29 protein-coding genes and 1 tRNA gene are annotated in these 26,211 nt (G+C 58.6%); 15 read left to right on the top strand and 15 right to left on the bottom strand.

The features are described from left to right. Position 1 precedes the first annotated feature (1 nt). Complete coding sequence (locus tag QZ302_RS00430; protein ID WP_294591271.1) at positions 2–973, bottom strand: nitronate monooxygenase; 972 nt, start codon at positions 971–973, stop codon at positions 2–4. Positions 974–1,097: 124 nt separating this feature from the next. Here QZ302_RS00430 and QZ302_RS00425 point away from each other — a divergent pair, with 124 nt between their 5' ends. The 3 genes from QZ302_RS00425 (at position 1,098) to QZ302_RS00415 (ending at position 6,699) form a co-directional block, all read left to right on the top strand. Then, the gene (locus QZ302_RS00425) at positions 1,098–2,126 is read left to right on the top strand and encodes an ATP-grasp domain-containing protein (protein WP_294591269.1); all 1,029 of its coding nucleotides are present in this window, start codon (positions 1,098–1,100) and stop codon (positions 2,124–2,126) included. 7 nt (positions 2,127–2,133) lie between these two features. Continuing rightward, complete coding sequence (locus QZ302_RS00420) at positions 2,134–4,080, top strand: 6-phosphogluconolactonase (RefSeq protein ID WP_294591267.1); 1,947 nt, start codon at positions 2,134–2,136, stop codon at positions 4,078–4,080. A gap of 252 nt (positions 4,081–4,332) precedes the next feature. Beyond that, positions 4,333–6,699 (top strand): ABC transporter permease, encoded by a 2,367-nt coding sequence (locus QZ302_RS00415; protein ID WP_294591265.1) that lies wholly within the window; start codon positions 4,333–4,335, stop codon positions 6,697–6,699. 86 nt (positions 6,700–6,785) lie between these two features. Here QZ302_RS00415 and QZ302_RS00410 read toward each other — a convergent pair whose 3' ends face one another. Both QZ302_RS00410 and QZ302_RS00405 read right to left on the bottom strand, forming a co-directional pair. Beyond that, a complete protein-coding gene (locus QZ302_RS00410) occupies positions 6,786–7,691 on the bottom strand; it encodes an alkaline phosphatase (RefSeq protein WP_294591263.1) in 906 nt (301 codons plus the stop codon). 48 nt (positions 7,692–7,739) lie between these two features. Next, positions 7,740–8,936, bottom strand: coding sequence for a PatB family C-S lyase (locus tag QZ302_RS00405; protein ID WP_294591261.1), 1,197 nt, complete (start codon positions 8,934–8,936; stop codon positions 7,740–7,742). Between the two features lie 79 nt (positions 8,937–9,015). Here QZ302_RS00405 and QZ302_RS00400 point away from each other — a divergent pair, with 79 nt between their 5' ends. After that, entirely contained in the window at positions 9,016–10,146 is a 1,131-nt protein-coding gene (locus tag QZ302_RS00400; protein WP_294591259.1) for a pseudouridine synthase, read from the top strand. A 93-nt stretch (positions 10,147–10,239) separates the two neighbouring features. On the opposite strand, the gene QZ302_RS00395 is transcribed toward QZ302_RS00400, so the two are convergent. Next, positions 10,240–10,740 carry a DNA-deoxyinosine glycosylase gene (locus QZ302_RS00395; RefSeq protein WP_294591257.1) on the bottom strand — a complete coding sequence of 167 codons (501 nt, stop codon included), beginning with the start codon at positions 10,738–10,740 and terminating at the stop codon, positions 10,240–10,242. Positions 10,741–10,783: 43 nt separating this feature from the next. Between QZ302_RS00395 and QZ302_RS00390 the strand changes: the two genes are divergently transcribed. The 6 genes from QZ302_RS00390 (at position 10,784) to QZ302_RS00365 (ending at position 15,019) form a co-directional block, all read left to right on the top strand. Next, positions 10,784–13,009 carry a heavy metal translocating P-type ATPase gene (locus QZ302_RS00390; RefSeq protein WP_294591255.1) on the top strand — a complete coding sequence of 742 codons (2,226 nt, stop codon included), beginning with the start codon at positions 10,784–10,786 and terminating at the stop codon, positions 13,007–13,009. A 69-nt stretch (positions 13,010–13,078) separates the two neighbouring features. Beyond that, positions 13,079–13,228 carry a hypothetical protein gene (locus QZ302_RS00385; RefSeq protein ID WP_294591253.1) on the top strand — a complete coding sequence of 50 codons (150 nt, stop codon included), beginning with the start codon at positions 13,079–13,081 and terminating at the stop codon, positions 13,226–13,228. A 69-nt stretch (positions 13,229–13,297) separates the two neighbouring features. Next, complete coding sequence (locus QZ302_RS00380) at positions 13,298–13,513, top strand: heavy-metal-associated domain-containing protein (protein ID WP_294591251.1); 216 nt, start codon at positions 13,298–13,300, stop codon at positions 13,511–13,513. A gap of 7 nt (positions 13,514–13,520) precedes the next feature. Beyond that, positions 13,521–13,931 (top strand): secondary thiamine-phosphate synthase enzyme YjbQ, encoded by a 411-nt coding sequence (locus QZ302_RS00375; protein WP_294591249.1) that lies wholly within the window; start codon positions 13,521–13,523, stop codon positions 13,929–13,931. An 11-nt stretch (positions 13,932–13,942) separates the two neighbouring features. Next, positions 13,943–14,404 (top strand): GNAT family N-acetyltransferase, encoded by a 462-nt coding sequence (locus tag QZ302_RS00370; protein WP_294591247.1) that lies wholly within the window; start codon positions 13,943–13,945, stop codon positions 14,402–14,404. A gap of 9 nt (positions 14,405–14,413) precedes the next feature. Further along, positions 14,414–15,019: a manganese efflux pump MntP family protein gene (locus QZ302_RS00365; RefSeq protein ID WP_294591245.1), complete on the top strand. Its 606-nt coding sequence runs from the start codon at positions 14,414–14,416 to the stop codon at positions 15,017–15,019. A 247-nt stretch (positions 15,020–15,266) separates the two neighbouring features. Here QZ302_RS00365 and QZ302_RS00360 read toward each other — a convergent pair whose 3' ends face one another. Further along, positions 15,267–15,497, bottom strand: a complete 231-nt coding sequence (locus QZ302_RS00360) for a hypothetical protein (RefSeq protein WP_294591243.1) — start codon at positions 15,495–15,497, stop codon at positions 15,267–15,269. A 16-nt stretch (positions 15,498–15,513) separates the two neighbouring features. Here QZ302_RS00360 and QZ302_RS00355 point away from each other — a divergent pair, with 16 nt between their 5' ends. After that, positions 15,514–16,545 carry an endonuclease/exonuclease/phosphatase family protein gene (locus QZ302_RS00355; protein ID WP_294591241.1) on the top strand — a complete coding sequence of 344 codons (1,032 nt, stop codon included), beginning with the start codon at positions 15,514–15,516 and terminating at the stop codon, positions 16,543–16,545. Between the two features lie 63 nt (positions 16,546–16,608). Here QZ302_RS00355 and QZ302_RS00350 read toward each other — a convergent pair. The 4 genes from QZ302_RS00350 to QZ302_RS00335 form a co-directional block, all read right to left on the bottom strand. After that, positions 16,609–16,683, bottom strand: a tRNA-Pro gene (locus tag QZ302_RS00350). A gap of 59 nt (positions 16,684–16,742) precedes the next feature. After that, positions 16,743–17,519, bottom strand: a complete 777-nt coding sequence (locus QZ302_RS00345) for an inositol monophosphatase family protein (RefSeq protein WP_294591239.1) — start codon at positions 17,517–17,519, stop codon at positions 16,743–16,745. 4 nt (positions 17,520–17,523) lie between these two features. After that, a complete protein-coding gene (locus QZ302_RS00340) occupies positions 17,524–18,144 on the bottom strand; it encodes a 7-carboxy-7-deazaguanine synthase QueE (RefSeq protein WP_294591237.1) in 621 nt (206 codons plus the stop codon). Between the two features lie 19 nt (positions 18,145–18,163). After that, on the bottom strand, positions 18,164–18,742 hold the full coding sequence (locus tag QZ302_RS00335; protein ID WP_294591235.1) for a phosphoribosyltransferase family protein: 579 nt from the start codon (positions 18,740–18,742) through the stop codon (positions 18,164–18,166). Positions 18,743–18,810: 68 nt separating this feature from the next. On the opposite strand from QZ302_RS00335, the gene purE reads away from it, so the two are divergent. From purE to QZ302_RS00315, 4 genes are all read left to right on the top strand, one after another. Further along, positions 18,811–19,323: a 5-(carboxyamino)imidazole ribonucleotide mutase gene (purE, locus tag QZ302_RS00330; RefSeq protein ID WP_294591233.1), complete on the top strand. Its 513-nt coding sequence runs from the start codon at positions 18,811–18,813 to the stop codon at positions 19,321–19,323. Between the two features lie 136 nt (positions 19,324–19,459). After that, the gene (gene zupT, locus QZ302_RS00325) at positions 19,460–20,287 is read left to right on the top strand and encodes a zinc transporter ZupT (protein ID WP_294591231.1); all 828 of its coding nucleotides are present in this window, start codon (positions 19,460–19,462) and stop codon (positions 20,285–20,287) included. A 10-nt stretch (positions 20,288–20,297) separates the two neighbouring features. After that, on the top strand, positions 20,298–20,453 hold the full coding sequence (locus QZ302_RS00320) for a hypothetical protein (RefSeq protein ID WP_294591229.1): 156 nt from the start codon (positions 20,298–20,300) through the stop codon (positions 20,451–20,453). 37 nt (positions 20,454–20,490) lie between these two features. Then, positions 20,491–20,922 carry a hypothetical protein gene (locus QZ302_RS00315; protein WP_294591227.1) on the top strand — a complete coding sequence of 144 codons (432 nt, stop codon included), beginning with the start codon at positions 20,491–20,493 and terminating at the stop codon, positions 20,920–20,922. 24 nt (positions 20,923–20,946) lie between these two features. Here the strand turns inward: QZ302_RS00315 and QZ302_RS00310 are convergent, their stop codons facing one another. The 6 genes from QZ302_RS00310 to QZ302_RS00285 form a co-directional block, all read right to left on the bottom strand. Further along, complete coding sequence (locus tag QZ302_RS00310) at positions 20,947–21,492, bottom strand: 2-oxoacid:acceptor oxidoreductase family protein (RefSeq protein WP_294591225.1); 546 nt, start codon at positions 21,490–21,492, stop codon at positions 20,947–20,949. Positions 21,493–21,501: 9 nt separating this feature from the next. After that, complete coding sequence (locus QZ302_RS00305) at positions 21,502–22,302, bottom strand: thiamine pyrophosphate-dependent enzyme (protein WP_294591223.1); 801 nt, start codon at positions 22,300–22,302, stop codon at positions 21,502–21,504. A gap of 3 nt (positions 22,303–22,305) precedes the next feature. After that, the gene (gene vorB, locus QZ302_RS00300) at positions 22,306–23,403 is read right to left on the bottom strand and encodes a 3-methyl-2-oxobutanoate dehydrogenase subunit VorB (protein WP_294591221.1); all 1,098 of its coding nucleotides are present in this window, start codon (positions 23,401–23,403) and stop codon (positions 22,306–22,308) included. A gap of 3 nt (positions 23,404–23,406) precedes the next feature. Next, positions 23,407–23,637, bottom strand: a complete 231-nt coding sequence (locus QZ302_RS00295) for a 4Fe-4S binding protein (protein ID WP_294591219.1) — start codon at positions 23,635–23,637, stop codon at positions 23,407–23,409. A 181-nt stretch (positions 23,638–23,818) separates the two neighbouring features. Continuing rightward, positions 23,819–25,078, bottom strand: coding sequence for a DUF1015 family protein (locus tag QZ302_RS00290; RefSeq protein WP_294591217.1), 1,260 nt, complete (start codon positions 25,076–25,078; stop codon positions 23,819–23,821). A gap of 4 nt (positions 25,079–25,082) precedes the next feature. Then, positions 25,083–26,006, bottom strand: a complete 924-nt coding sequence (locus QZ302_RS00285; RefSeq protein WP_294591215.1) for a 3-phosphoglycerate dehydrogenase — start codon at positions 26,004–26,006, stop codon at positions 25,083–25,085. Positions 26,007–26,211 lie beyond the last annotated feature (205 nt).

The raw sequence follows: 26,211 nt of genomic DNA, 5'->3' as shown, positions 1-26,211 counted from the left end.
TCTATGCCTTTCCCGTATCGGTTTTCCATCGGCTGACCCGCTCTGCGGCGGCGTCGAATTCCGTCACCAGGCGGCGCATGATCTCCGCCACCGGCTCCACCTCGCGAATCAATGACGCGATTTGTCCGATCTCCAGCTCTCCTTCCGTCAGGTCGCCTTCGAAAATGCCTCGTTTCGAACGTTTTGCGCCCAGCAACTCTCGCAACTCTTCGGCCGAAGCCCCTCGCGCCTCGGCTTCGGCCACACGGCGGTAAAATTCGTTTTTAATCATCCGAACCGGGCTTAACTTCTTCAGCGCAAGCATCGTATCTCCTTCTCCGATAGTCACGCACAGCTGTTTGAAAGCCTCGTGGGCCGACGACTCCGCGGCCAGCGCAAAGCGCGTGCCCAATTGCACTCCGTCGGCTCCCAACGCCATGACGGCCAGCATGCCAGCTCCGGTCGCGATCCCGCCTGCGGCCAGCAGAGGCAGTCCGGTCGCCGCCCGTACCTGCGGAATCAGGGCCATGGTCGTAATCTCCTCCCGTCCGTTGTGCCCGCCGGCCTCGAACCCTTCGGCCACGATGGCGTCCACCCCCGCCGCCTCTGCTTTTTGGGCGAAACGGGCCGAGGCCACCACGTGCGCCACGGTAATCCCCGCCTCTTTGAGGCGGCCGGTGTAGAGTGCCGGGTTGCCGCCCGAGGTGAAGACGATCGGTACGCGTTCATCGATCAGCAGTTGAATCACCCGTTCGATCTCGGGGTAGAACAGCGGGACGTTCACGCCGAACGGTCGGCCGCTGTCGGCCAATGCGGCCCGGGTTTTGGCGATGTGTTCCGCCAGCGTCTCGGGGTGCATGGAGCCGGCCCCCAGCAGTCCCAGCCCTCCGGAGGCCGATACGGCCGAGGCGAGCCGCCAGCCGCTGCACCAGACCATACCCCCCGAAACGATGGGGTGTTCTATCTTAAACAGCTCTGTGACAGTAGTTTTCATGAGGAGGTGAGTTTTTGGATATTTATTGGATAAAGATAAAGCAAAAAATCCATAAATTTGTAGAGTGCAATACCGTTGTCGGCGGGTGACGGAAGGGCTGAAATTTTGTCGGGAACACGAAAAAATGGCTGAAAAAAAGATTATTGCGGTGATTGTCGGGGGAGATTCTTCCGAGGATGTGATTTCATACAAGAGCGGAGCGCAGGTGTGGAGCTGCCTGAACCGGGATGTTTATGAACCCTATGTGGTGGTGCTGCGGAAGGGGGTGTGGCGGGTGAATCCGGTGGATGCGACTTCGGAGGGGGCGACGGTGCCGGTGGATTTGAACGACTTCAGTTTCGTCGATCCGGCACAACCGGGGGCGGGCGGCAAAAAAAAGTTCGATTATGCGCTGATCGAGATTCATGGGACGCCGGGCGAGAACGGGATTTTGCAGGGGTATTTCGAATTGATGGGAATCCCCTACTCGACTTGCACGCCGGAGGTTTCGGCGCTGACTTTCAATAAGTCGCTCTGCAAGGCGGCTTTGCGGGGGAGGCCGGGGATCAATCTGGCGCGGGAGATCTTGCTGCGGCGCGGCGAGCCGCTGCCGGAGGCGGATGCTATTGCAGAGGAGCTGGGGTTGCCGTTTTTCATCAAACCGAATGCCAGCGGGAGCAGTTTCGGGGTGACGAAAATCAAATCGGCCGATCCTGCGGCGATCGAAGCGGCTATCGAGGCGGCTTTCGCGGAGAGCGATGCGGTGCTCTTGGAGCAGTTCGTCGACGGGCGCGAGGTGAGCTGCGGAATGATGGTGATCGACGGACGGGAGTGGATTCTGCCGGTGACGGAGTTGATCTCGGAGAAAGAATTTTTCGACTTCGAGGCCAAATACGAAGGGGCGTGTCGCGAGGTGACGCCGGCGATATTGCCAGAGGAGGTGGTACGTGCACTCAATACTGCGACGGCGGAGGCGTACCGTACTTTGGGATGCAGGGGGGTCGTGCGGGTCGATTTCATTATCGACCGACGGACGGGAGAGCCCTATTTTATCGAGGTCAACACCACGCCGGGGATGAGCGCGGCCAGTATCGTGCCGCAACAGTGGCGCGAGGCGGGCCTCACCATGGGCGAAGCGTTCGGAATGATTATCAACGAAACATCAAAACAATAAAACCGTTATGAGTACCAATTACAAGCTTAAGACCGAAGGAGGACTGAAAGCAGGGGCCGAACCGATGGAGATCGTCACCCGGTTCGAGCGCATTCCCACCTACATTGCGGCGACGGCGGAAGAGGGAGCGGTGCGTGTGGCGAACGAAATCGCGGCCACGATCCAGGCCAAAGCGGCGGCGGGAGAAAACTGCGTGCTGGCGTTGACTGCCGGGAAATCGCCCATCGGCGTCTATCGGGAATTGGTGCGGCGGCATAAAAACGAGGGGTTGAGCTTTAAGAATGTCGTGATTTTCACCCAGTTCGAATTCTATCCCATCCAGGCGAACGAACAGCAGAGCTATACCTATTCGTTGTACGAGGAGCTGATCAACCAGGTGGATATTCCGGCCGGACAGGTGCATATGCTGGACGGAACGGTGCCGGCGGAACGGGTCAGCGAATATTGCAAAACCTACGAAGCGGAGATTCTCGCTGCGGGAGGGATCGATATCCTGCTGCTCGGGATGGGCGATCAGGGCCAGGTGGCGCTGAACGAGGCCGGAACCTATCAGAATACCCGCACCCGGATCGTGGCGTTGAGCAATGCGTCGCGCAAACTGGTGGCATCGTCGTTCTACGGGATCGAGAATGTGCCGACGCGGGCGCTGACGGTCGGGATTGCCACTATTATGCAGGCCAAACGCATCATCCTGATCGGTTGGGGCGAGGATAAATCGAAAGTGGCTGTCAAAGTGATCGAGGGGGCTGTGGATGCGGCTGTGCCGGCTTCGTACTTGCAGAATCATACGGATGTCGAGGTGGTGTTGGACGAAGACGCGGCTTCGCAACTCACGCGGGTGGCGACACCGTGGCTCGTGGGGACGTGCGTGTGGACGAACCGGTTTATCCGGAAAGCAGTCTTGTGGCTTTGCCAGAAGGTCAACAAACCGATCCTGAAGGTGACCTATCAGGACTATATCGACAACAGCCTCGGGCAGCTGATCGAAGAGACGGGGTTGACCTACGATAAGATCAATATTCAGGTTTTCAACGATTTGCAGCATACCATCTCGGGGTGGCCGGGCGGCAAGCCGAATGCCGACGACTCGACGCGGCCGGCACGGTCGTTCCCGTTCCCGAAACGGGTGGTGATCTTCAGCCCGCATCCGGACGACGACGTGATTTCGATGGGGGGGACATTTATTCGCTTGGCGGATCAGGGGCACGACGTGCATGTCGCTTACCAGACTTCCGGGAATATCGCCGTGCACGACGATGTGGTGCTCCAGACTTTGGATACAGCGCGCGAGTGCGGGTTCGAGGACAAGTACGAACACTTCAAACAGCTGATTCAGAGCAAGGTGAAGGGACAGCCGGAACCGCTCGAGCTCAGAATGTTCAAAGGGGCGATTCGGCGCGGCGAGGCCAGAGCGGCTGACCGGAGTTTCGGCTTGAACGACGATACCAATGTGCATTTCCTCAATCTGCCGTTCTACGAAACCGGTTCGGTGAAGAAGGGGGCTATCAGTCAGGCGGATATCGACATTGTGGTGGCACTGTTGCGGAAGATCCAGCCGCATCAGATCTATGCGGCGGGCGACCTGTCGGATCCGCACGGCACGCACCGCGTTTGTATCGAAATCGTGCTGGCGGCGGTGAACCAGATCAAAGAGGCGGGGGATGCGTGGTTGAAGGATTGTGTGATGTGGCTCTATCGCGGGGCTTGGCAGGAGTGGGATTTGGATATGGTGGACATGGCGGTGCCGCTGAGTCCGGACGAGGTGATCAAGAAGCGTCATGCGATTTATCGCCACTTGTCGCAGAAGGATATCGTGCCGTTCCCGGGGGACGACAAGCGCGAGTTCTGGGAAAGGGCGGAAGACCGGACGCAGGCTACGGCGCAGCTGTATGACAAGCTCGGGATGGCGGAATATCAGGCGATCGAGGTGTTTGTGAAATACCCGATTTTCTAACCGCTTTTTCGACTGCATTCGAAACGAGGCCTCCGGGCGTGAATCTCTCTTTGCAGAGTTCACGTCCGGAGGTTTTGCATTTCCGGATGGCTTTCATCGGTGTGATTGTCAAAAAATTAGACAGTCGATGTCTAATTTTTTGACAACAGTCGGACGGTGTGTGTTCTGTAACAATTTGTTTATCAGCAAAATAAATAGTTTGGTATGGTTTCGGCATAACCCGGAGTATCTCTATAAAATTCTTGATTGACCATGAAGTTGATTTTACGAAATTTGCTGACCGTCTTGCGACGCTTTCGGCTGGCCTCGACCCTCAATATCCTGGGGTTGAGCGTGGCCTTTGCCGCCTTTACGATCATTCTGATACAGGTGAGCTACGACCGCTCGTTCGACCGGTTCCACCCGAAGAGCGATCGGATTTACCGGGTCGAGGTGAGCGAGGACAGCACCACTTATAATGCGCTGGTGGGGCGCAAATGGGCCGAACTGATCGAAAACCGGCTGCCGCAGATCGAGGCGATCGGCTTGCGGATGGAGTATGGGACGATCGGGAATCTGGCCAAGGTCGAACGCAACGGTGCGGTACAAGGCTATCGGGTCGATGCGCACCTGATCCATCCCGATTTTACGGAGATTTTCGACTTCGACATGGTCGAGGGTCGGCGCGAGGTGTTGCAGGAACCGGGACAGGTACTGATTCCGGAGAGCATGGCGCGGAAGTTCTTCGGCTCGGAGTCGGCCGTCGGACGGTCGATCACCTTCACCAGCAACCACGATACGCTGATGACCGTCGGAGGCGTCTACCGCGATTTTCCGCGGAATACGCTGGTGCAGAACGTCGTCTACAACGGGATCGACCCGCTGGCCTGGTGGCCGTGGGACGGCTGGCACTTCAATTATCAGTTGTATGTTACCCTCGCGGAGGGGAGCGATCCGAAAGAGGTCGAACGGCAGTTGTTGAACGAGGTGCTCCACTCGCCGGATATTCCGGGGTGGATTCGGGCTTACAAGGCCGTGCGGCTCCATCCGCTGGCCGACCTGCATTATGCAGCCGATACGCAGTACGACTCCGTGCCGAAAGGGAGTCGGGCCACGACCTCTGTGCTGCTGACTATCGCGCTGCTGGTAATCGGCATCGCGGCGGTGAATTTCGTGAATTTCGCCACGTCGCTTGTGCCGCTTCGGATCAAGAGTATCAATACGCAGAAGGTGTTCGGTTCGTCGGTCGGGATGCTCCGCACGGTGCTGGTCGGTGAGGCGGTGGGAATCGCGTTGCTGGCTTTCCTGGTTTCGTTGTTCTGGGTCTATGTGATTGGGCAGACCGGTTTTACGGCCTTTTTCGACGCCGAGTTGAACCTCGCAACCGAACCGAATATCGTCGCGATCTCGTTTGCAGTGGCTCTTGGAGTGGGGCTGCTGGCGGGACTCTATCCGGCGTTCTATGCCACCCGGTTTCCGCCGGCGCTGGTGCTCAAAGGGTCGTTCGGACTCTCGTTGCGGGGGCGGGCCCTGCGGACGGTGTTGGTCGGAATGCAGTATGTGATCTCGACGGGGCTGATTATCGCGGCTTTCTTCATGCAGCTCCAGAACGGCTATCTCCGTGCCCGCGATACGGGATATAATACTGAACAGGTGGCGGTGCTCGAGCTGAACGAGGCGCTCACCCGGGAGAACCGGACGAGGCTGGTGAACCGCCTCAAGGAGAGTCCGCAGATCGAGCACGTGGCTTTCTCGCAGTTCCTGTTCGGCACGGGCGGGGCGCAGGCCAACGAAACGAAGCTGGGTGGCGAGACGCTCCGATTCGCCTACCTGCCGGTGTCGCCCGAGTTTCTGGACGTCATGCGGATTCCGGTCACCGAAGGGCGCGATTTTCAGGAGAATGACCTGACCTCCGATCGGATGCACTTTATTATGAACGAAGCCGCGCGGCGCATGTATCCGGTGATCGAACCGGGACTCGATCTCGGGGGCTACGGCGAGGTGGTCGGAATCATGCCGGACATCAATTATCAACCTTTGCAACTCACCAGTTCGGGAGCTTTCTGTCTGAGTGTCGAGCCGTTGAGGGCGCGTTATGTCTCGACGTTGCCGTGGACTTACGTCTGGATCAACGGCGATGTAGAGCGGGCGGTGGAACATATCCGCCGGACGGTGGCCGAGTTCGATCCTACGTATCCGGTGTCGGTGCAGTTCTACGACGAGGTCTTCAACAGTGTCTACCAGAAGGAGCGGAAGACGACGGCGCTGATTACGACTTTCTCGTTGTTGGCGGTGGTGATTTCGCTGGTGGGTGTTTTCGGGCTGGTGGTCTTCGAAACCCAGTATCGGCGCAAGGAGATCGGGGTGCGGAAGGTACTGGGGGCGACGGTGGCGGAGGTTTTAGGGATGTTCAACCGGTCGTTCGTGCGGTTGGTGTTGATCTGCTTCGTAGTGGCGGTGCCGTTGGCGTGGTACGGGGTGACGAGATGGCTGGAGGGGTTTGCCTACCGGACGCCGGTTTACTGGTGGGTTTTCGCGGTGTCGCTGCTGATTGTGCTGACGATTACGCTGGCTACGGTGACGGTTCAGAGTTGGCGGGCGGCGACGGCCAACCCGGTGGATGCGTTGAAGACGGAATAGGTGCGGCGGAGGCGCGATCAAAAAAACAGGGAGCACGCTTACGATAAAGCGTGCTCCCTGTTGCTGTTCAGAAGGTTGCGGGTAAACTACCGCAGAATAGATTTCCCGTACCAGGCCTCCGGTGCGTCGAGCCGCAACAGATCCGCAATGGTCGGCGCGTTGTCGTATTTCATCACGATGCGGTCGATTTTCTGTCCGGCCGGAATCTTGGGCCCGATGACGATATAGGGCACCTGCATCTCGCTCATGGTCTTGCCGCCGTGTCCCGTTCCTTTTCCGCCGTGGTCGGAGGTGAAGATGACGGCGGTCGTCTTCATATCCATGTTCTCCCGCACGCAGTCGTAGATGACGCCCACCAGCGAGTCGACTTTTTGGCAGGAGGCGATGTATTCCGGCGATCTCCATCCGCGTGTGTGTCCCGTGTGATCCGGTTCGCTGATGTACATAAAGGCCAGAGTCGGTTGCTGCTCTTTCACGAAGTCGCAGAAGAGCTGGGTTGCTTCGTCATCGTCGTCGCGAGTCGCCCGGACAAAGTCGACGGCCTCTTTTTCAAACAGATAGCCGATCCCTTCCCACGAATAGACCACGCCGGTCACCGCCTCCGGCCGCTGGTCGCGCACGACGCTGAAAATCCCCGGAAACATCCCGTATTTGGTGGTGCAGATCGGTTCCACCTCCGGGGTCTTGCTCCCCCACTCGGTGAATCCGTGCATTTCGGAGCCGGCCCCCATCAGCAGGGTGGCCCAATTGATGGCGCTCGACGAAGGCAGTACGCTCCGCGCTTCGGTGGTGTAAGAGCCCGCTTTCATCATCCGTTCTATGTTGGGGAACGCACCGGGATTTTGGGTCAGTATCTCAGCGCTGAAGCCGTCCGTACCGATCAGGATGACGTGTTTCACCTTCGGTGCCCGTGCCGTGGCCGACTCGGCCGTCAGAGAGGCCCCTCCGACGAACGCTGCTGTCAGAAAGAGTGCGATTGTTTTGTTTTTCATATGAAGTTAAATTTGGGTTAGTCGTTCTGTTCACACGGAAAAAGAGGGTCACAATCCCCGCTTCCGCACTGCTTCGGCGAGCTGGTTCAGGGCGCGTTCGAGCACCGACCGCGGTGTGCCGATGTTGAGCCGTTCGAATCCGGTTCCCTCGACGCCGTAAATAGAGCCGTCACCCAAGCCCAGTCCCGCCTCTTCCACGAGGAAACGGTTGAGCTCCTCCTGGGTCATCCCCCAGGCGCGGAAGTCGAGCCACATCAGGAAGGTCGATTCCGGTTTGTAGCACTTCACCGACGGTAGCTCCTTCTGTATGAATTCATAGACGAAATCGACATTTCCCTGCAAGTACTCCAGCAACTGGTTCATCCACTCGTCGCCCTGCTCGTAAGCGGTCTGCAAGGCCACAGCACCGAAGATATTGCCGTTTTCGATATGGATTTTGTCCACTTCGGCCTGATAGGCAGCGCGGCGTTCGGCATTCGGAATCACGGCTGCCGCTGTGGAGAATCCGGCCACGTTGAAACTCTTGCTCGGCGCGATCAGAGTCACCGTTCGGTTGGCCAGATCGTCGTTCAGTGCAGCGATGTGCAGGTGCCGATGGGGCCGGAAGATGAAGTCGCAGTGGATTTCGTCCGAAATGATCGTGACGTCGTGTTTGCGGCACAACTCGCCGATTTTCAGGAGTTCGCCTTTCGTAAAGACCCGTCCGGTCGGATTGTGCGGGTTGCACAGAATCATCGCGCGCGCCTGCGAGAGCTTGGCGTCCAGATCTTCGAAGTCGATCCGGTAGCCGCCGCAGCCGCCCTCTCCTTCCGGATCCTGAATCAGCGGGTTGTTCAGCACCTTGCGTCCGTTGTTCCGGATGGTGTTGGCGAACGGGTGGTAGACCGGCGGCTGAATGACGACGCCGTCGCCCGGCTCGGTGCAGCTGAGCATGGCGAAGGTCACCCCCGCCACCACGCCGGGCGAAAAGGCGATCCACGACGGGTCGATCTGCCATTCGCCTCGTCGTGCCATCCAGCCGCAGATCGCTTCGTGGTAGCAACGAGGACGGAAAGTGTAGCCGAAAATCGGATGTTGCATCCGTTTGTGCATCGCTTCGACGATGAAGTCGGCCGTGGCGAAGTCCATGTCGGCGATCCAGAGCGGAATCACCCGGTCGGTGCCGAAAATGGTCATCAGGTCTTCGTATTTCTCGCAGGCGGTGCCGCGGCGGTCGATGCAGGTGTCGAAGTCGTATCTTTTCATGGTTCGTTGAAAATGCGTACAAATTTAGAGAATAAGGGGTATCTTTGCAACGTTTTCAGCACTGTTTTGCAAGTATATTATGGATCAAAAGCATACGAATAAGAAGCGTCCGTTCGGCGGACGCGACGGCCGGAGCGGTCGTTCTTTCTTCCGGACGCGGCGCGAGGAGGCGCTGCGCAGCGAGGAGGAGGCCGAAGAAGAACGCGGAGACGAACGGACGGAGGGGCCGGTGTTCAAGGATTTTCGGAACGACTTCAAGAAGAAGGGGCCGAAAAAGGAGTTCAAACAGAAAGAGTTCGGCCCGCGGCGGGATGCGACGCGGAGCGAGGAAGATCGTCCGGAAGGGAGGAAGAAACGGGCGTATGACTCGGATAAACGGCAGCCCTACTCCAAGAACAATAACAACAAGAAGCAGGCCTATTCCGATAAGCGCTCCTCCGACGAGGGGCGGGAACGCAGGCGGCGGTATGAGGAGTCGGCGCAGGCGATGCCGGCGGAGATGCGGCTCAATCGGTTTATCGCGATGTCGGGCGTCTGTTCGCGGCGCGAGGCGGATCAACTGATCGAGGCGGGCGAGGTGACGGTGAACGGGGTGCGGGTCGATCAGCTGGGTTCGAAGGTGCGGCCGGGAAAGGACGAGGTGCGGCTCAACGGGGAGTTGCTCAAGGGGGAGAAAAAGGTCTACATCATCCTGAATAAGCCGAAGGGGTATGTGACGACAGTGGACGATCCGCATGCGGATCGGACGGTGATCGACCTGTTGAAGGGCGAGTGCAAGGAGCGGGTCTATCCGGTGGGGCGGCTGGACAAGAATACGACGGGGGTGCTGTTGTTGACCAACGACGGCAATCTGACCAAGGAGCTGACCCATCCGAGCTACAATAAAAAGAAGATCTATCACGTTTTTCTCGATAAGCCGTGCAGCGAGGAGGATATCGAGAAATTGACCGCCGGGATCGAGCTGGAGGACGGGCCGATTCGGGCCGACGAGGTGAGCTGGGTGGAGGGGAATATGCGCGAGGTGGGGGTGGAGCTCCATTCGGGGCGCAACCGGATCGTGCGGCGGATGTTCGACGCGCTGGGATACGAGGTGGTGAAGCTGGATCGGGTCTATTTCGCCGGTCTGACGAAGATGGGGCTGCGGAGAGGCTTCTGGCGTTATCTGACGCCGAGGGAGGTGGGGATTCTGAAGTCGAACGCTTACGATTGACGTTTTTTCTTGTGCAGATAGAAAAATCCTGCGGACACATAATCATCAAAGTGTCGTCCGCGGGATTTTTCGTTTTCAGGCGGTGTCGGTCTTTCAAAGCCACTCGCGCAAGGCCGACCAGGCGGCGAGCTTCCGTTCATACGACCACGAGGCGTTGGCCGGGCTGGTGGACGGCAGGGTCAGCACGGCCCTCCCCTCGCCTATCGTGTCGAGACCGATGTGCTTCTTGAAGAGCCGGAAAGCAGGGCCGCCGTTGAAGGCCACGGCCCGAATCGAGGGGTGGGCCGTCAGCAGAGCCGGTATGTCGTTCGGGGCCTCGTCTACGATGTGGCTGTCCAGACTCCCCGCCCGGCGGCAACTGTGACACACGTCCCACAGGGCGATTCCGGTGCGGCGCAGCAGGGCTAATTTGTCGGCATAGCATTCCGGCACACCGTCCGCTCCGCCCAATGCGGCCATGATGCGCCAGAAGGCGTTGTGCGGAAAACCGTAATACTCTTGTTTGGCGAGCGATGCGACGCCCGGCATCGTGCCGAGGATCAGAACTCGGCTCGTCGGGGTGACGACGGGGGCGAAACTATGCAGGATTTCCATTATTTTTGTATCGGGGCCTTGTGGGGCTCCGTTGGACGAAATTATGAAAAATCGGGTAAAGAAGACCGTTCCGGTCTTGGAAATGAGTTGCGCCGTCTGTGCGGCGAGCGTGGAGAGCACGGTGAGGGCGTTGCCGGGGATATGCGAGGCGTCGGTCAATTTTGCGGCCGGTACCTTGGGGGTCGAATACGATCCGTCCGAGATCACTCCCGAACAGATGCGCGAGGCGGTGCGGGTGATCGGTTACGACCTGATTATCGACGAGGAAAATGCTGTCGAGGCGCAGGAGCGGGAGCAGCGGAGGCACTATCGGGCGTTGCTGCGGCGGACGCTTTGGGCCTGGGCGTTGTGTGTGCCGTTGATGGTCGTGGGAATGGGGTGGATGCATGCGTCGTGGTCGCCGTGGGTGCAGCTGGGGCTGACGGTGCCGGTGCTTTTCGTCTTCGGGCGCGGATTCTATGCGACGGGGTGGCGGCAGGCTAGGCATGGAAAGGCCAATATGGATACGCTGGTGGCGTTGAGCACCGGTATCGCCTTTCTATTTAGCCTCTTCAATACGCTGTTTCCGGAAGTGTGGCGGGTTCACGGGCTGGAACCGCATGTCTATTACGAGGCGGCGGCGATGATCGTGGCTTTCGTCTCGGTGGGCAAGTTGCTCGAAGAGCGGGCCAAGGGGAGCACCTCGTCGGCTATTCGGGGGTTGATGGGCTTGCAGCCGAAGAGGGCGCGTCTCGTCGGGGAGGACGGGACGGAACGGGAGGTGCCGATTGCGCAGCTCCGGCCGGGCGATCGGATCGCAGTGCGTCCGGGCGACCGGATTCCGGTGGACGGACTGGTGGTCGAGGGGGCTTCGTATGTGGATGAGAGTATGATCAGCGGCGAGCCGCTGCCAGTGTCGAAAAATCCGGGCGATGGAGTGTGGACGGGGACGATTAACCAGCGCGGCGCGTTCGTTTTGGAGGCGCGGGCGGTGGGTGCGGCGACGGTGCTGGCGCGGATTGTGGAGATGGTGCAGCTGGCGCAGGGAAGCAAGGCGCCGGTGCAACGGATGGTGGATCGGGTGAGCGCGATTTTCGTGCCGACGGTCATCGGTATCTCACTCGTGACGTTCGCGGTGTGGATCGCTTTCGGGGGCTGGGCGAATTTGACTTATGCCCTGTTGGCGGCGGTATCGGTGCTGGTGATCGCCTGTCCGTGCGCACTGGGGCTGGCGACGCCGACGGCGTTGATGGTGGGGATCGGACGGGCGGCCGAACGGCAAATCCTGATTAAGGACGCGTTTGCGTTGGAGAATATGTGCCGGATTGATACGGTGGTGCTGGACAAGACGGGCACGCTGACCGAGGGGAGACCGGCGGTGACGGAGTGGCTCTGGCTGGCTCCGGAGGCTGCGCGCGGGCGGTTGCAGGCAGTTCTGCTGGGGGCGGAACTGCGGTCGGAGCATCCGTTGGCGGCAGCTGTGGTGGCGGCGCTTTCGGAGGCTGGGATTGCGGCGGCGGAGGTGACCGATTTCCGCAGCCTGACGGGGAAAGGGATTGCGGTGCGGGGAGAGGACGGTGAAACGTATTGGGTCGGAAGCCGGGCGCTGGCTGCGGAGTATGGAGCGGAGGTGTCGGAAAAGGCGGGACGGCAGATCGAGGCGTGGCAGGCGTCGGGAAAGAGCGTGATCGGATATGGGCGGGGGAATGAACTGTTGGCCGTGGCGGCGATCGCCGATCCGGTGAAGCCGACTTCGGCGGAGGCGGTGCGGGAGTTGGAGCGGATGGGGATCGAGGTGCATATGCTGACGGGTGACGGGCGGAAGACGGCCGAGGCGGTGGTTCGGGAGCTGGGCATCGGGCATCTCCAGGCAGAGGTGCTGCCGGACGATAAGGAGCGATACGTGCGGGAGTTGCAGGAGCGGGGACGGCGTGTGGCGATGGTAGGCGACGGGATCAACGATTCGCAGGCTCTGGCGCGGGCGGATGTGAGTGTGGCGATGGGGCGCGGGACGGATATTGCGATGGATGTGGCGATGGTGACTTTGATGAGTTCCGACCTGGCGCGTTTGCCGCAGGCAGTGCTTTTGTCCCGGCGGACGGTGCGGGCGATTCGGCAGAATCTCTTCTGGGCGTTCATTTACAACCTGATCGGGATTCCGCTGGCGGCGGGTGTGCTCTATCCGGCTTACGGAATCCTGTTGAGTCCGATGCTGGCGAGTGCGGCGATGGCGTTCAGTTCGGTGTCGGTGGTGCTCAACAGCTTGAGGCTCAAGTGGAGCCGGTTTTAAAACGGATCGGAATACTTTCGGCTGTCGAACGGCCCCGCCCCGGGCGATCGCCCCGCACACTCAGGCACGTTGGGCAGTGTAGGCTATCTCGGATACTGCTATTCTTCATCGGCGGAAGGCAGCAATGGAGTCAACCTGGCTTTCCACGCGACGGCACTTGGTCCCAACAACGCGAGCAGCCGCGGCCTCGGTTTTCAGTTGCGTTGCCTCTCGGAATAAACGGGCTGCGTGAAAAGCCGGGGCTACTCTACCCTAAAATCCGAAGATTAATTTTTACATTTACATAAAATGACGATTCATAAATTCAAAACCAATGCGAAATGCGGCGGGTGCGCGGCTGCCATCGGCACTGCGCTGGAGAAAAATGGAGTGGCGACGGGGGCGTGGTCGTTGGACTTGACGGGGCCGGATAAGGTGTTGACCGTCGAGAGCGATTTGACGGCGGCAGACATTGTGCGTATCGTGACGGAGGCTGGTTTCCGGGCCGAGCCGCTGGAACGGTAGGTGCGATATGGTCGAGCAAGTGGTTTTTACCCTCCGCGCACGTCCGCGCGGCTTTCATCTGATTACCGACGAGGTGATGGCCGCGCTGCCTGCGTTGCCGGAAGCGGGGCTCCTGCATCTGTTTATTCGCCACACGTCGGCGGCCCTGACGATCAACGAGAATGCCGATCCGGATGTCCGGGTCGATTTGGAGGCGATCTTCGATCGGCTGGTGCCGGAGCGACAACCCTATTTTCGGCATACGCTCGAAGGGGACGACGATATGCCGGCTCATGCCAAGGCGTCGCTCGTCGGGTCGGGCGTGACGGTTCCCATCGCAGGCGGTCGGCTGGCGTTGGGGCGGTGGCAGGGAATTTATCTGGGCGAATTCCGAGACTGGGCGCAAGGACGGGAGGTGGTTGCCACCATCGTGGGATAAAACGCGAAAATATGGAATTGACATCGGTGACAGAGGCGGAATATCCTGCCTTGATTGCTTTGTGGGAGGCTTCCGTGCGGGCGACGCACGATTTCCTGTCGGAGGCGAATCGGCTGTTCTATCGGGAACGGATGCCGGGGTATCTGCGGGCGGTGCGGTTGGTGGCGGCACGGGACGACGGAGGGCGGATCGTGGCTTTTCTCGGGACGGCCGGGGCGACGGGGAGTATCGAGATGCTTTTCATCGCTCCCGAGTGGCGTGGGCGGGGAATCGGCGCACGATTGGTACGCTATGCGGTCGACGAACTCGGTTGCAGCCGGGTGGAGGTCAATGAACAAAACACGCAGGCGGAGGGATTTTATCGCCGGATGGGGTTCGTCCGCAGGGGGCGATCGGATTTTGACGGAGAGGGGAAACCGTATCCGATTTTGCAGTTGGAACTGGCTGACGATGAGGAGGGTTTTCGAAAATAATCGAATGATATGAATTTGACGATTCTGTTATTGCTGGCTCTGAGTCTCTGTTTCGACTCGTTTGCCGTATCGCTTTCGTGCGGGATGGCAGTGCAGGAGGAGGGTGCGGTGCGGGGGCGGATGTTTCGTTTTGCGGTGGTATTGGCTGTGTGTCAGGGCGTGGCGCCGCTGATCGGATGGACGGTTGCGGCGAATTTTCGGGCGGCGATCGAAGCGTATGACCATTGGGTGGCTTTTGTGCTGCTGGCGGTGTTGGGCGGGAAGATGATTTTCGACGCTTTCGGAACGGACGAGGGGGAGGATGGCGGCGAGGCGGAGCAGCTGTTCGGTTGGGGGCGGAATGTGACGCTGGGGATTGCGACGAGTATCGATGCCGTGGTGGCGGGGGTGGCGATGGCGATGTTGCCGCTGACGATCGTGCCGAGCGATTCGCAGTGGATCAATATGTTGGCGGCGGTTTTGGTGATTGCGGCGGTGACGCTGACGGCTTCGTTGGCGGGGTTGCTGCTGGGGCGACGCAGTCGGGATCGGATCGGTTGGCGGGCGGAGCTGGTCGGCGGGGTGATTTTGGTGTTGATCGGCGTGAAGGTGCTGGTGGAACATTTGACGGAATAGATACTCCGTTTATTCCGAGAGGCAGCGCAACGGAAGACCGTGGGCGCGGGTGTCAGAAGTGGTGGTGTCGAACCATGACATGCCGAAACTTGCACTTATGCCATAAGTATCTTTGGCAGAACAAGACCAGTGGGAACCGCTGCCGCCGATGAGTCTGAACGCGCCGTCCGTGGGGTGGCGGAAGCCCGGGGCGCGCCCACAGGGCGTTTTACTGGCAGCCTCTACCCTAAATGCCTCTGCCTCCCATTTATTCCGAGAGGCAACGCAACTGAAAACCGTGGGTACGACCGTGCGTATGGCTGGGATTGAGCCATGTTGGTTTGAAGTCGAGCCAAAAACAGTGGGAATTGTTGAACGAAGCAGAGTAGCTGTACCCGTATCCGCCGGGACCTACCAGTTCACCATTGGAACGTTCGCGGTAGCCCGGGGCGGGGCCCGATGAGAGGTAGGCAAAGGGAGGTAAAAATTCGAATGACAAAGTAAAACATAGAAAAATGAGACGTTTTTTCATCTGTTTGGTCGGCCTGCTTTGGGGAGTAGGCCTTGCCGCTGCGCGAGAACTCAAAGTATTGCAAATCAATATCTGGCAGGAGGGAACGGCTGTGCCCGGCGGTTATGACGCACTGGTCAGCGAGATCGAGTATGCCGATGCTGATTTCGTGATGCTCAGCGAGGTGCGGAACTACAACGGCACCCGTTTTTGCGACCGGATCGTCGAGTCGTTGCGGGCGAAGGGAAAGAACTACTATTCGTTCAAAAGCAAAGATTCGGGGCTGTTGAGCCGCTTCCCGATTTCGGACAGCGTGACGATCTTTCCGGAGAAAGACGACCACGGGAGTATGTACAAATTGGTTGCTACCCTGCCGGAAGGGCAAAAGGTGAGCGTCTATACGATCCATCTGGACTATCGGAATTGCGCTTACTATCGGGTGCGGGGATACGACGGGAGCACGTGGGCGGAGTTGCCGGAGCCGGATACCGATTTGGCGAGCATCCTGGCGGATAATGTGGCGTCGCAGCGGGACGACGCGATCCGGTTATTCTTGGCCGATGCGGCCCGGGATGCGGCGGCGGGCCATCTGATTTTGCTGGGAGGCGATTTCAACGAGCCGTCGCATTTGGACTGGACGGAGGCGACGCGCGACAGTGCCGATCATCGGGGAATGGTGGTGCCGTGGACGGTGACGACGCTGCTGGACGGAGCGGGATACGCGGATGCCTATCGGGTGAAATATCCGAATCCGGTGACCCATCCGGGCTATACCTATCCGGCGGACTGTCCGGGGGCGGAGATGCGCCAGTTGCTGTGGGCGCCCAAGGCGGATGAGCGGGAGCGGATCGATTTCATCTTCTACCGGCCGGACAAGCGGCTGAAGTTGCGGGAGGTGACGATTTTCGGGCCGCGGGGCTCGGTGCAGCGGGGGAGGCGGATGGTGGAGCATTCGCAAGACCCGTTCCTGCTGCCGGCGACGGATAACTGGCCGACGGATCACAAGGGGGTGCTGGCGACTTTCCGGGTACGGTAATTCGGCAGTGAAAAAATTAGAGGGGGTGGAATTTCCTTAGGAAATTCCACCCCCTCTCGATTGTCGGGGTACCAGGATTCGAACCTGGGACCCCCTGCTCCCAAAGCAGGTGCGCTAACCGGACTGCGCTACACCCCGAACGTTGAATGTGGCGTAAAGATAGTGCTTTTTCCTGCGCTGACCAAACCCGAGGGCGGTTATTTGTTCAGCATAGCGATCGCGGTCTCGTGCAAAGCCTGTGCGGAGGCGATGATAGAATCGCCCGTCTCCGGCTCGCCGCCGTAGTAATCGGTAATGGTTCCGCCGGCTCCGCGAATCACCGGAATCAGGGCGGCGATGTCCCACCGGCTCATAATCGGGTCTACCAGTATATCGGCCCGGCCCGTCGCCAGCAGGCAGTAGCCGTAAGCGTCGCCCCACGTCCTCAGGAGTCGGCATTCGCGTGCCAGCTCTAAAAAGGAGGGCAGGTTCCGATGCAGTTCGATGTCGAGCAGGTCGGTGGTCAGCAAAGTCGCGCCGGCCAGCGAGTCACAGTCGCGCATCCGTGTCGGCACGCCGTTCCAAAGCGCCACCCGGTTGTCGCCCACGATCAGGTCGTCCAGCAACGGGTTGTAGATGGCACCGTAAACCGCTTTCCCGCCGACCATAATGCCGATCAGGGTGGCGAACAGCGGGACGCCGTGGATGAAACTTTTCGTGCCGTCGATTGGGTCGATGATCCATTCGACCTGCGATTCGGTGTCGGGCGAGGTCGCCGGATGCGTGCCACTCTCCTCGCCCACGATCGTGCCGCCCGGAAAACGGGTTTCGATCTGCGAGACGATATACTGTTCGATCTCTTTGTCCGCCAGCGTCACCGGCGAGCGGTCGGATTTGTACTCCACTTGGACGCGACCGATGTATTTCTCGACCGTCTCCCGAATCGTCGGGGTCAGCGAACGGACGAAATCCGAAAATGCTTCGAATGTGAACATAGTACTATGGAATGTGCATGAATTTATGGGTCTGGATGGAGATGTTCCACCGCGGATCGGCTTTGGCATACTCCACCAGCACGGGGGTGATCTCCTGATAGCGGCTCCACTCGGGTTGCAGGTAGAGGCGGCAATGCGTCGAAACCTGCGTGGCATTCTCTTCGGCCCATTGCAAATCCTTTTCGGTCTCGATAATGACCTTGAGTTCGTCCGCCCGCAGGAGTACTTCGGTCAAAGGCGGTTGTTGCCGCTTCGGCGAAAGACACACCCAATCAATCGTACCCGACAGCGGGTTGGTTCCCGACGTTTCGATAAAAATTTCCAGCCCCCTCGCCTTGAGTGCACTGGTGAGCGGTTCGAGTGGATACAAGGTCGGTTCGCCGCCCGTAATGACAATGGCCTGTGCCGGCAAGGCCGCCGCCCGCTCGACAATCTCGGTCACCGGCGTCGGCGGATAGAGCCGGGCGTTCCAGGTGAATCTGGCGTCGCACCACCGGCACCCCACGTCGCACCCCCCCAATCGGATAAAGTAGGCCGGTTTACCCGCGTGGTACCCCTCGCCCTGAATGGTGTAGAAGTCTTCGACCAGCGGCAGCAGGCGGCCGCCGTCCAGAAGATCGTCCATATGCGTGTGATCTGTCATGTTATTCGTTGTCGCAAACGGCATAGAGCGCACCGAGGTTTCGCCCGGCCCCGTCGTAGTCCATCCCGTAGCCGACCAGAAAGAGGGGTTCGGTCTCGAAAGCGGCGTAGTCGATCCGCAGCGGGTTCGACTGTTCGGTCTGTCGGTAGTAGACGCTCGGTTTCAGGAGCAAAGTCGCCACTCGCACACTTCGCACCCCGCGCTCACTGAGCATGTGGTACAGCGTGCCGATGGTTCTGCCCGTCTCCACGATGTCCTCGGCGATCAGCACGTCCCGCCCTTCGACCGCTGCCGTAATGGGCACATCGACCGATACGGTTCCCGACGAGGTCATGCCCGCGCCGTATGAGCCGAGTTTGACGAAAGCGACTTCGAACGGCCCTTCCAGCTGCCGGAACAGCTCCCCGGCAAAGACGAAAGCGCCGTTGAGGGTGACCAGCAGCAACGGTCGTTCGGCGTCGGCATAGTCGTGGTTGATCGTCGCGGCAAGGCGCGAAATCGCGCTCCGGATCGCGTCGCCGGAGAGGTAGGGCCGGAAACGGCGGTCGCGGATCGTTATCGTTTCGGTTTCGGAAGTCACTGCGGGTGTAGGCGTTTTGCCGAAAAATTTATACTTTCGCAAAAATACGAAATAAATACCCTATTCCTATGCAACCGAAAGTTTCGATTATCATGGGCAGCACATCGGACTTGAAGATCATGTCCGAGGCGGCCAAATTCCTGGACGAAATGGGCATCCCGTTCGAGATCAATGCCCTCTCGGCGCATCGCACGCCGGATCTGGTGCTCGATTTCGCCCGGAACGCTCATACGCGGGGGGTGAAGGTGATCATCGCGGGTGCGGGCGGCGCGGCGCATTTGCCGGGGGTGGTCGCTGCGCTGACGCCGCTGCCGGTGGTCGGGGTGCCGATCAAGTCGTCCAATTCGATCGACGGGTGGGACAGCATCCTCTCGATGTTGCAGATGCCGTCGGGCATTCCGGTGGCTACGGTGGCGCTGGACGGGGCTAAGAATGCGGCGATTCTGGCCATGCAGATCATTGCGACGGGCGAACCGGAGTTGCAGGCCAAAATGCTGAAGTTCAAGTCTGAACTGGCGGATAAGATTGCGCAGGCCAATAAAGAGCTGGCCTCGGTGGAGTTCAAAAACCGGGTGCGGTAGGCGGACGGAGGTTGATTGGGAAAGAGAGCGGCGCTTTTCGCCCGTCCGGCGAAAAGCGGTCGATTTTGCGCGAAATTTGCTGGAATGCGCTGTCGGGAGCGGGCTCGCTCCATGGAAAATCAACCGAATGTAACGCATGGAATCGAATGTAATTTCAGCTTTTGTACTCACGCTGCTGGCCGGTCTCTCGACGGGGATCGGCAGCCTGATCGCTCTGTTGGCCCGGCGGACGAATCGGCGTTTTCTGTCGTTTGCGCTGGGTTTTTCGGCGGGGGTGATGATCTATGTGTCGTTTGTGGATCTTTTTCCGCAGTCGATGCGTATCCTCGGCGAGGGCTATGGCGAGCATTGGGGAGGGGTGGCGACGACGGCGGCTTTTTTCGGAGGGATTCTATTTATCGCTCTGATCGACCGGCTGGTGCCGTCAGTGGAGAACCCGCACGAGGTGCGCAGTGTCGAAAGTATGCGGCTGGAGTTGCGGAATCGGGACGGAGGGCGGCTGGCCAATCCGAAGCACATGATGCGGACGGGGCTGATGACGGCGCTGGTGATCGGGATTCACAACTTTCCGGAGGGGATCGCCACTTTTATGGCGGCGCTGGAGGATCCGCGGATGGGGCTGGCGATCGCCGTGGCGATTGCGATTCACAACATCCCGGAGGGGATTGCGGTTTCTGTGCCGGTCTACTATGCGACGGGGAGCCGGAAGCGGGCGTTTAAATTTTCGTTCCTCTCGGGGTTGGCGGAACCGGTGGGAGCGGTGGTCGGGTATCTGATTTTGGCGCCGTTCCTGACGCCGGAGATGCTGGGCTATATCTTCGCGGCGATTGCGGGGATTATGGTCTATATCTCGCTGGACGAGTTGCTGCCGGCGGCGCATGAGTACGGCGAGCACCATGTGGCGATCTGGGGGTTGATTATCGGGATGGCGGTGATGGCGGCGGGTATCGTGGCGTTTCATTAACGAAAAAGGTATGGGAAATCGGGTGACACGGTGGTGGAAGGGGCATTCGATGAACGAAAAACTGATGTATCTGTTGATCGTGGCGTTGGTGATGGGGATTGCGACGCGGTGGCGTTTCGTGTTCGGCGAGGCGGCGGAGGCGTTTCGGCATATTTTTGTTTCATAAAATATAGCGGAGAGCGGGATGTTTTCTGAATGAAACGATGAAAAGGATTTTTGTGATCGATTGGGTGTTGATTCCGGCTTTTGCCTTTTCATTCTTCACCGGACTGGGATTGCATACGGTAGGGCATGGACATCACCACGGAGGATGGCATGTGTGGACTTTCCTGCACATCTTGACGAGTCTCGCGTTTTTGATTGCGGTCGTGTTTCATGTGACGACGCATCAGGCTTGGTATCGTGGGATTGTCAGGGGCGGAATCGGCCGAAAGAGTAAGTGGACGGCAGGATTGTCGCTGCTGTTTCCGGGTTTGGTGATTACGGGGCTTGTGCTGCTCGGTGTGAAAGGGATGCACTCGCCTGTCGGACTGTGGCACTACAAAATCGGAATCGCCACCGGTGTGGTGGCGATTGGACATGGGATTGTGCGGTTCCCGATTTTGCGCCGGTCGCTGAACCGGTCAAAATCTTGAGATTCAGGCGGGGGGGGCGAAGAGTTACTCCGCCTTTTTCACCAACTCCATCCCTTTGCGCAGAGCCGCCTCGTTGGCCGGTATCATCTTGTGTGCCCGCTCCGGCAGCGAGTGTCGGAGGCCTTCGATGACATTTTCGATCGTCACCAACGGCTTGATTTTCAGAAAAGCTCCTAAGACGAACATATTGAATACCTTGGCATTCCCGCTCCGGGCCGCTTCGACCGCCGCGTCAATGGTATAGATATCCAGATCCGTTCTGCGCGGCGCCCGGGTGATGCCGTTCGGGTCGTAGAGCAAAGTCCCGCCCGGCTTGATCGACTCTTCGAATTTGTCTAACGACTGCTGGTTCAGCACAATTCCCGTGTCAAACTCCTGCAAGACCGGCGAACTGATCTTCCGGTCGCTCAGAATCACGGTGACGTTGGCCGTCCCGCCCCGCATCTCCGGCCCGTAGGATGGAATCCAGCTCACCTCCTGACCCTGCATCACGCCCGAGTAGGCCAAAATTTTGCCCATCGACAAAACGCCCTGACCTCCGAAACCGGCTATAATGATCTCTTCTTTCATAGTGTGTCGTTATTTTTCAACAGCCGCCCCTACTGAGGTCGTGTCTTTCAAATCCCCCAACGGGTAGGTGGCGTGCATGTTCTCTTCCATCCACCGATTGGCCGCCACGGGCGACAGTTTCCAGCCTGAATTGCAGGTCGCTACGATCTCGACGAAGGAGAATCCTTTGTTGTTGATGGAATTCTCGAACGCTTTTTTAATCGCTTTCTTCGCTCGCCGCACATTGGCCGGAGAATTGACGCTCTGCCGCGTCACATAGGTCACCCCGTCCAGCAAAGCGAGCATGTCGGCCACTTTGAACGGATAACCGTTCAGCTCCGGCGTCCGTCCCATCGGCGTAGTGGCGGTCTTCATCCCCAACAACGTGGTGGGTGCCATCTGTCCGCCGGTCATCCCGTATATCGCGTTGTTGATGAAGATAATCGCAATGTTATCCCCCCTATTCGCCGCATGGATAGCTTCGGCCGTCCCGATGGCCGCCAGATCGCCGTCCCCCTGGTAGGTGAAGACGAGTTTGTTGGTGCAAAGCCGCTTCACGGCCGTAGCCACCGACGGCGCCCGCCCGTGCGATGCCTGAATCCAGTCGATGTCGATGTAGTTGTACAGAAAAGCCGCACATCCCACCGGCGTAATCCCGATGGCTTTGTCCTCCGCGCCGAGATCGTCGATCGCTTCGGCCACTAGCTTATGCACCGTCCCGTGCGAACACCCCGGACAGTAGTGCATCGTGGCGTCCAGCAACAAGCGCGGACGGTCGTAAACCCGATTGGCGTCGGTTTCGGCTATTTCGAATATAGGTGTCTCTGCCATAGCTTACAATCCTCCAGTTTCAGTCATAAATTGCTTGAGGGCTTCGTAGACTTCGCGCGGCGAGTGGATGATCCCTCCGGTACGTCCGAAGTGTTGCACCGGTATTTCGGCGTTCCCTACCGCCATCCGCACGTCTTCGATCATCTGTCCCATACTCAACTCCACAGAGAGGAATCCTTTGGCATGCTGTGCCGCCCGCCGGATCGCTTCGCTCGGGAACGGGAACAGGGTGATCGGACGGATCAGCCCGACCTTTAATCCCGCTGCGCGTGCGTCTTCGACCACCTTGGCGCAGATCCGCGACGAGGCGCCGTAAGCCACCAAAATATACTCCGCATCGGAGACCTCCATCTCTTCGACCCTCACCTCTTCGCGCTCCATCCGCTCGTATTTCGCCTGCAACTTGTGGTTGTGCCGCTCCATGGTCTCCGGATCGATGTAGCACGACGTCACGATATTCCGCTCTTTCCTGTGTGCGCCCTTGCCGATGGCTGCCCACGGACATTCTTTACGAATTTCTTCCTCGGTGCGTCTGGGTTTTTGCGGGCTCAGCCGCACTTTCTCCATCATCTGCCCGATCACGCCGTCAGCCAGAATCATGGCCGGATTCAGGTACTTGAAAGCCAGTTCGAAAGCTAAATCCACGAAATCGTTCATCTCCTGCACCGAGTTCGGCGCCAGCACCGGCATGCGGTAGTCGCCATGTCCTCCACCCTTCACAACCTGGAAATAGTCGGCTTGCGACGCCTGAATCGTCCCCAGCCCCGGCCCGCCGCGCGATACGTCGATCACGACGCACGGCAGCTCCGCTCCCGCCAGATAAGAGAGCCCTTCGCACATCAGCGAGAGTCCCGGGCTCGATGTCGAGGTCAGGACGCGTTTCCCCACCGACGCGCCTCCGTAAACCATATTGATCGATGCTACCTCACTCTCGGCCTGCAATACGACCATGCCGGTGGTCTCCCAAGGCCGCAGTTCGGTCAGTGTCTCCAAGACCTCCGACTGCGGGGTGATGGGGTATCCGAAGTAGCCGTCAGCCCCGCACCGCACAGCGGCGTAGGCGAGCACTTCGTTCCCTTTCATCAGTTTGATATCTTCCATCTCTTATGCTTCTTTTTTCTCGCGGTAAACGACGATGCAGCTGTCCGGACATACCACGGCGCACCCGGCGCATCCGATGCAGGCGTCGGGTGCTGCCATATAACAGTAGTTGTACCCTTTGGAGTTGACTTGCGGGTTCAGTTCGATGGTTTGTGTCGGACAGGCCTCGATGCAGACGCCGCAACCTTTGCAACGTTCGATGTCTACGACGATCTTTCCTTTTATTTTGGCCATGGCGTATGTTCTGGAGTTTGTGCTCAATACTAACGTACAAATGTACTCGGAATGTTGTTCGGCACAGGGGCTAGTTTGAGTTCGGATACGGAGGCCAAAAGCATAAAAAATAGGGTAATGATCTGTTACCCTATTTTTTAAGGATCGACTTATTTCGATATCCAAACTTCTGTGCTCCGTTCTACTCGTCGAGCGAGTGGATCACCAGTCCCGACCGCAGTTTCGGTTCGAACCAGGTGGTTTTCGGCGGCATGATATTTCCCGTATCGGCAATGTCGATCAGTTGTTTCATCGAGACCGGATATAAAGCGAACGCCACGGCCATCTCCCCGCTGTCCACGCGGTCGGCCAACTCCTTGAGGCCCCGAATCCCGCCGACGAAGTCGATGCGTTTGTCTGTCCGCAAATCCTTGATTCCAAGGATTTTGTCTAATGCCAGATTCGACAGGATCGTGACATCCAATACCCCGATCGGATCGCTATCGTCGTAGGTTCCGGGTTTGGCCTTGAGTTCGTACCACTGTCCGTCCAAATACATGGCAAAGTCATGTAATTCAGCCGGTTTGTAAATCTCTTTGCCTTTTTTCGTCACGATAAAATCGGCTTCCAAAGCTGAGAGGAGTTGTGCCGGCGTCAAGCCGTTCAAATCCCGCACCACTCGGTTGTAGTCAATGATTTTCAGCTGGTTGTCCGGGAAAATCACTGCCAGAAAATAGTTGAATTCTTCCGTACCGGTATACGTCCCCCCGGCTTTGAGAAGAGCCTCCTTTTTTTCGGCCCCTACCCGCGCCGCGGCAGCTGTCCGATGATGTCCGTCCGCCACATACAAAGCCGGAATTCGGGCAAAAATTTCTGTAATCTGCGCAATCGTGTCCGGATTGTCGATCACCCAAAATTTATGGCCGAACCCGTCCCCCTCGGCAACGAAATCATATTCAGGTGCTTTCAAAGCCGTAATTTGGCGGATGATGGTATCCATCTCATCCTGTGCGGGATAGGCGAAAAATACCGGTTCGATATTGGCGTTCTGGTTCCGCACGTGGATCATGCGGTCTTCCTCCTTGTCCGGCCGGGTCAGTTCGTGCTTCTTGATCTTGCCGTCGACGTAGTCCTGAAAATGGCACGCTGCCACCAGGCCGTACTGCGTCCGTCCGTCCATCGTCTGGGCATAGACGTAGTAATGTTCCTTGTCGTCCTGCACGAGCCAGCCGTTTGCTTTCCACGTTTTAAAATTGGCCACAGCTTGGTCGTAAGCCTGAGTGGAGTGTTCGTCGATGATCGGGTCGAAGTCGATCTCCGGTTTGATGATATGGAGCAGCGACTTCTCCCCCGCTTCCGCCTTGGCTTCTGCGGAGTTCAGCACGTCGTACGGGCGCGAAGCGACCTCTTTGGCCCAGGCTGCCGGCGGCCGTATTCCCTTGAAAGGTTTGATCTGTACCATAAGTCTATTTATTCACCTGAAATTTAGTCACTCCGTCTTTCAGGAACGACACGATCTGCCGTGCCGCCGCCAATCCGGCATTCACGTTGGCCTCTGCGGTCTCCGCTCCCATCTTTTTCGGGGTGGTGAAGAAACGTTTGTCGAATTTCTCGGCCAGTTCGGCTGCGGTGTCCGGCAAAATGTCGGTGATGTATTTCAAATCGGGGCGTTCCGTCAAGGCCTTTGCCAAGCCTGCTTCGTCGATCACCTCCTTGCGGGCCGTATTGACCAGTGTAGCGCCCTTCGGCATCGACATCAGCAGGTCGTAGCCGATGGAGCCCTTGGTCTCTGCCGTCGCCGGAATGTGCAGCGACAGGTAGTCGCTATTCCGGTACAGTTCGGCCACGGACGAAGCCATCTTCACTCCGTCGTTGGCGAAGATGGCCGGGTCGGTAATGAACGGGTCGTAGGCAGATACCTCCATCCCCAATGCCTTTCCGTACCGCGCCACGATCCGCCCCACGTTTCCGTAAGCGTGGATCCCCAGCCGTTTGCCGCTGATTTCGGTTCCTGTTCCCGGCGTGAACTGGTTGCGGGCCATGAAGATCATCATCGCGATGGCCAGTTCAGCCACTGCATTGGAGTTCTGTCCCGGGGTGTTCATCGCTACGATCCCGCGTGCGGTGCAGGCCGCCAGGTCAAGGTTGTCATACCCTGCCCCGGCCCGAACCACGATTTTCAACTTCGGCGCTGCTGCAATTACATCTGCTGTCACTTTGTCCGACCGCACGATCAGCGCGTCGGCGTCCGCGACGGCGGTTTTCAGTTCGTCAACGGAGGTATATTTTTCGAGTAAGGCGCACTCGTATCCTGCTTCGCGGGCAATAGCTGCGATGCCGTCGGTGGCTTGTTTCGAAAATGGTTTCTCGGTCGCTACTAATATCTTCATAACAAATCGTTTAACGTACATTTATTGTCATTGATTTACCGCCTCGAACTGTTCTTTTTCTGAAGAAAAAGAACCCAAAAGACTTTCGACGGATGCTAACGCATCCTCCCGCTGCCGGCGGCCCAAATCTCGGTTTGTTCGTTGGGCTGTGGTTTTCCGGCGCAGCGCGCTTGGGTTATTTGCCCGTTATTTAGCGCGCTCGCCG

This window comes from uncultured Rikenella sp. (genome assembly GCF_910579375.1).
In the GTDB taxonomy this organism is placed as follows: domain Bacteria; phylum Bacteroidota; class Bacteroidia; order Bacteroidales; family Rikenellaceae; genus Rikenella.
The sequence above is the reverse complement of the archived record's forward strand: the minus strand, read 5'-3'. Positions and strand labels throughout refer to the sequence as shown.

Bases quoted from the DNA above. Each gene is read 5' to 3' on its own strand.
- QZ302_RS00430 (WP_294591271.1), bottom strand. From the start codon at position 973: ATGAAAACTACTGTCACAGAGCTGTTTAAGATAGAACACCCCATCGTT.
- QZ302_RS00425 (WP_294591269.1), top strand. From the start codon at position 1,098: ATGGCTGAAAAAAAGATTATTGCGGTGATTGTCGGGGGAGATTCTTCC.
- QZ302_RS00420 (WP_294591267.1), top strand. From the start codon at position 2,134: ATGAGTACCAATTACAAGCTTAAGACCGAAGGAGGACTGAAAGCAGGG.
- QZ302_RS00415 (WP_294591265.1), top strand. From the start codon at position 4,333: ATGAAGTTGATTTTACGAAATTTGCTGACCGTCTTGCGACGCTTTCGG.
- QZ302_RS00410 (WP_294591263.1), bottom strand. From the start codon at position 7,691: ATGAAAAACAAAACAATCGCACTCTTTCTGACAGCAGCGTTCGTCGGA.
- QZ302_RS00405 (WP_294591261.1), bottom strand. From the start codon at position 8,936: ATGAAAAGATACGACTTCGACACCTGCATCGACCGCCGCGGCACCGCC.
- QZ302_RS00400 (WP_294591259.1), top strand. From the start codon at position 9,016: ATGGATCAAAAGCATACGAATAAGAAGCGTCCGTTCGGCGGACGCGAC.
- QZ302_RS00395 (WP_294591257.1), bottom strand. From the start codon at position 10,740: ATGGAAATCCTGCATAGTTTCGCCCCCGTCGTCACCCCGACGAGCCGA.
- QZ302_RS00390 (WP_294591255.1), top strand. From the start codon at position 10,784: ATGAAAAATCGGGTAAAGAAGACCGTTCCGGTCTTGGAAATGAGTTGC.
- QZ302_RS00380 (WP_294591251.1), top strand. From the start codon at position 13,298: ATGACGATTCATAAATTCAAAACCAATGCGAAATGCGGCGGGTGCGCG.
- QZ302_RS00375 (WP_294591249.1), top strand. From the start codon at position 13,521: ATGGTCGAGCAAGTGGTTTTTACCCTCCGCGCACGTCCGCGCGGCTTT.
- QZ302_RS00370 (WP_294591247.1), top strand. From the start codon at position 13,943: ATGGAATTGACATCGGTGACAGAGGCGGAATATCCTGCCTTGATTGCT.
- QZ302_RS00365 (WP_294591245.1), top strand. From the start codon at position 14,414: ATGAATTTGACGATTCTGTTATTGCTGGCTCTGAGTCTCTGTTTCGAC.
- QZ302_RS00355 (WP_294591241.1), top strand. From the start codon at position 15,514: ATGAGACGTTTTTTCATCTGTTTGGTCGGCCTGCTTTGGGGAGTAGGC.
- QZ302_RS00345 (WP_294591239.1), bottom strand. From the start codon at position 17,519: ATGTTCACATTCGAAGCATTTTCGGATTTCGTCCGTTCGCTGACCCCG.
- QZ302_RS00340 (WP_294591237.1), bottom strand. From the start codon at position 18,144: ATGGACGATCTTCTGGACGGCGGCCGCCTGCTGCCGCTGGTCGAAGAC.
- purE (WP_294591233.1), top strand. From the start codon at position 18,811: ATGCAACCGAAAGTTTCGATTATCATGGGCAGCACATCGGACTTGAAG.
- zupT (WP_294591231.1), top strand. From the start codon at position 19,460: ATGGAATCGAATGTAATTTCAGCTTTTGTACTCACGCTGCTGGCCGGT.
- QZ302_RS00320 (WP_294591229.1), top strand. From the start codon at position 20,298: ATGGGAAATCGGGTGACACGGTGGTGGAAGGGGCATTCGATGAACGAA.
- QZ302_RS00315 (WP_294591227.1), top strand. From the start codon at position 20,491: ATGAAAAGGATTTTTGTGATCGATTGGGTGTTGATTCCGGCTTTTGCC.
- QZ302_RS00310 (WP_294591225.1), bottom strand. From the start codon at position 21,492: ATGAAAGAAGAGATCATTATAGCCGGTTTCGGAGGTCAGGGCGTTTTG.
- QZ302_RS00305 (WP_294591223.1), bottom strand. From the start codon at position 22,302: ATGGCAGAGACACCTATATTCGAAATAGCCGAAACCGACGCCAATCGG.
- vorB (WP_294591221.1), bottom strand. From the start codon at position 23,403: ATGGAAGATATCAAACTGATGAAAGGGAACGAAGTGCTCGCCTACGCC.
- QZ302_RS00295 (WP_294591219.1), bottom strand. From the start codon at position 23,637: ATGGCCAAAATAAAAGGAAAGATCGTCGTAGACATCGAACGTTGCAAA.
- QZ302_RS00290 (WP_294591217.1), bottom strand. From the start codon at position 25,078: ATGGTACAGATCAAACCTTTCAAGGGAATACGGCCGCCGGCAGCCTGG.
- QZ302_RS00285 (WP_294591215.1), bottom strand. From the start codon at position 26,006: ATGAAGATATTAGTAGCGACCGAGAAACCATTTTCGAAACAAGCCACC.